This window comes from Pseudomonas fluorescens (genome assembly GCF_902497745.1).
Lineage (GTDB): Bacteria > Pseudomonadota > Gammaproteobacteria > Pseudomonadales > Pseudomonadaceae > Aquipseudomonas > Aquipseudomonas fluorescens_BM.
This window is the reverse complement of record NZ_CABVHJ010000030.1, coordinates 2,501-5,706: the sequence shown is the minus strand read 5'-3', so window position 1 is coordinate 5,706 and position 3,206 is coordinate 2,501. Positions and strand designations below refer to the sequence as shown.

The window sequence follows — 3,206 nt, the reverse complement described above, 5'->3', positions numbered from 1 at the left end:
CTTTGTTTTTCCTGACTACGCGGTTAGTTATCGCTGTAAGCCTTTATCCTTCTAGGCTGTAGCCTTGCGCTTGGTTTACCAGCCAGTCGCGAAATGCCTTCAATGATGCCGATTCGACCTTGCGCTCCGGAATCATCAAGTAATAGGCCTTGATGCTGGAGAGTGCTTGCGGGTTTGCAATGACCAGGCGTTTCTCGGTCAGTTCGCGCTGGATCAGGAACGGTGGAATCAGCGCAATGCCCATGTCGTGCATGGCCGCTTGGGCGAGCATGGAGAATAGCTCGTAGCGCGGACCTGTCATGTCGCGGGGGATATTCAAATGCTGCGAGTTAAACCATTGGCGCCAGGCGTAGGGGCGGGTGGTCTGCTGCAACAACGGTAGATCGGCAATCTCATCGGCTGTCAGATGCGTCTTGGTGCCTAGTAGGGCAGGGCTGCACACCGGCATCGGATTCTCGCCCATCAGTCTGTGGGATTCGGTACCCGACCAGTCGGCATCGCCAAAGTAGATCGCCGCGTCGAATTCGGTATCGGCAAACAGAAAGGGCCGGGTGCGGTTGGTCAGGTTGACCGTGACTTCCGGGTGCTTGAGCTGGAAATCCTTGAGGCGTGGCAGTAGCCACTGCGTGCCGAAGGTCGGCACCACCGCGAGTTCGATCACATTGGTGCCTTGCTGACCCATCACTGAGAGGGTGTCGCGTTCGACTGCGTCGAGTTGCGTCGCGACTCGGCGACTGTAGGAAAGGCCCGCTTCAGTCAGTTTCACCCCGCGTCGCGAGCGTCGGAACAGTTCCACGCTGAGGAACTCCTCAAGGCTGGCGATCTGTCGGCAAATGGCGCCTTGGGTGAGGGAAAGTTCTTCGGCGGCCCGGGTAAAGCTCTCGTGCCGTGCTGCGGCTTCGAAGCTGATCAGGGCGGTTGTGCTGGGGATCTTTCTGCGCATGTACGTCAACCTCACTAATGCGCCGCATAAAAGGCATTTCGCGACGTTTCGGAGTGAGAAATTAGCACAACAGAATGCGAAATCCTCGTTTGCCGCGACGGCGAACCGCGCCTAGGATCAATGCCACGTTAATTCACCCGATTTGCGAGGACACACTCATGGGCGGTAAAGCTAGCTTCAACTGGATCGATCCCCTGCTGCTGGATCAACAGCTCACCGAAGAAGAGCGCATGATCCGCGACACCGCCGAGCAGTTCGCTCAGCAGAGTCTCGCACCGCGTGTCCTCGAAGCTTTCCGTCATGAGAAGACTGATCCGGCGATCTTCCGCGAAATGGGCGAAGTCGGCCTGTTGGGCGCGACCATCCCCGAGCAGTACGGTGGCAGCGGCCTCAACTATGTCAGCTACGGTCTGATTGCTCGCGAAGTGGAGCGTGTCGACTCCGGCTATCGCTCGATGATGAGCGTGCAGTCTTCGCTGGTAATGGTGCCAATCAACGAGTTCGGCACTGAAGCACAGAAGCAGAAGTACCTGCCGAAACTGGCTTCCGGCGAATGGATCGGCTGCTTCGGCCTGACCGAGCCGAATCACGGTTCCGACCCAGGAGCGATGATTACTCGTGCACGCAAAGTCGAAGGCGGCTACAGCCTGACCGGCGCGAAGATGTGGATCACCAATAGCCCGATCGCCGATGTGTTCGTGGTCTGGGGTAAGGACGATGCGGGCGACATCCGTGGCTTCGTATTGGAGAAAGGCTGGAAAGGCCTGAGCGCTCCGGCGATTCACGGCAAGGTTGGTCTGCGTGCATCAATCACCGGTGAAATCGTCATGGATAACGTGTTCGTGCCGGAAGAGAACATCTTCCCGGACGTGCGCGGCTTGAAAGGCCCGTTCACCTGCCTTAACTCCGCACGCTACGGCATCTCCTGGGGCGCACTGGGTGCTGCCGAGTTCTGCTGGCACACCGCCCGTCAGTACACGCTGGATCGCCAGCAGTTCGGTCGTCCATTGGCAGCGACTCAGTTGATCCAGAAGAAACTGGCTGACATGCAGACCGAGATCACGTTGGCCCTTCAGGGCTGCCTGCGTCTGGGCCGTATGAAGGACGAAGGTACTGCGGCGGTCGAGATTACTTCGATCATGAAGCGCAACTCCTGCGGCAAGTCGCTGGACATCGCCCGTATGGCTCGCGACATGTTGGGCGGTAATGGTATCTCCGATGAGTTCGGCGTGGCCCGTCATCTGGTCAACCTGGAAGTGGTGAATACCTATGAAGGGACTCACGACGTTCACGCGCTGATCCTGGGGCGTGCGCAAACCGGTCTGCAGGCGTTCTATTAATAGGAGAGCGACCATGGGCGCGCTGTCGCATCTGCGGGTACTGGATTTATCGCGAGTGTTGGCCGGGCCGTGGGCCGGGCAGATCCTCGCCGACCTTGGCGCCGAGGTGATCAAGGTCGAGCGCCCGGGCAATGGTGACGATACGCGTGCCTGGGGCCCGCCGTTCCTTAAAGACGCGTATGGCGAGAATACGTCGGAGGCGGCCTATTACCTGTCGGCCAACCGCAACAAGCAATCGGTGACCATCGACTTCACCCGTCCCGAGGGCCAAAGGTTGGTGCGGGAACTGGCGGCGAAGTCGGACATCCTCATAGAGAATTTCAAGGTCGGTGGGCTCGCGGCTTATGGGCTGGACTATGAGTCGTTGAAGGCGATCAATCCGAATCTGATCTATTGCTCGATTACGGGGTTCGGCCAGACCGGGCCATATGCCAAGCGCGCCGGTTACGACTTCATGATCCAGGGGCTGGGCGGGCTGATGAGTCTGACTGGCAGGCCTGAGGGTGACGAGGGCGCTGGCCCGGTAAAGGTTGGTGTAGCGTTGACGGATATCCTCACTGGTCTGTATTCGACCGTGGCCATATTGGCGGCGTTGGCCCATCGCGATCACGACGGTGGTGGTCAGCATATCGATATGGCATTGCTGGATGTCCAGGTGGCATGTCTGGCTAACCAGGCAATGAATTATCTGACCACGGGCAATGCACCGAAGCGCTTGGGCAATGCGCATCCGAACATCGTGCCCTATCAGGACTTTCCTACGGCTGACGGTGATTTCATTCTTACCGTGGGCAATGACGGGCAGTTCCGCAAGTTTGCTGAGGTGGCAGGGCAACCGCAGTGGGCTGACGATCCGCGCTTCTCTACCAATAAGCTGCGGGTGGCCAATCGGGCGGTGTTGATTCCGCTGATTCGCCAGGCGA

General features: G+C 58.7%; 3 protein-coding genes (1 of these 3 cut by a window edge). 2 read left to right on the top strand and 1 reads right to left on the bottom strand.

Annotated elements, in window-relative coordinates; all coding sequences use genetic code 11:
* Positions 1–43 precede the first annotated feature (43 nt).
* On the bottom strand, positions 44–943 hold the full coding sequence (locus F8N44_RS29455; RefSeq protein WP_150652812.1) for a LysR family transcriptional regulator: 900 nt from the start codon (positions 941–943) through the stop codon (positions 44–46).
* A gap of 158 nt (positions 944–1,101) precedes the next feature.
* Between F8N44_RS29455 and F8N44_RS29450 the strand changes: the two genes are divergently transcribed.
* Positions 1,102–2,283: an acyl-CoA dehydrogenase gene (locus F8N44_RS29450; RefSeq protein ID WP_150652811.1), complete on the top strand. Its 1,182-nt coding sequence runs from the start codon at positions 1,102–1,104 to the stop codon at positions 2,281–2,283.
* Positions 2,284–2,296: 13 nt separating this feature from the next.
* Positions 2,297–3,206: the 5' portion of a CaiB/BaiF CoA transferase family protein gene (locus tag F8N44_RS29445; protein ID WP_150652810.1), read on the top strand. It continues 311 nt past the right edge of the window; the window shows 910 of its 1,221 coding nt (coding positions 1–910); it begins with the start codon at positions 2,297–2,299; its stop codon lies beyond the right edge, outside the window.

Bases quoted from the DNA above. Each gene is read 5' to 3' on its own strand.
- F8N44_RS29455 (WP_150652812.1), bottom strand. From the start codon at position 943: ATGCGCAGAAAGATCCCCAGCACAACCGCCCTGATCAGCTTCGAAGCC.
- F8N44_RS29450 (WP_150652811.1), top strand. From the start codon at position 1,102: ATGGGCGGTAAAGCTAGCTTCAACTGGATCGATCCCCTGCTGCTGGAT.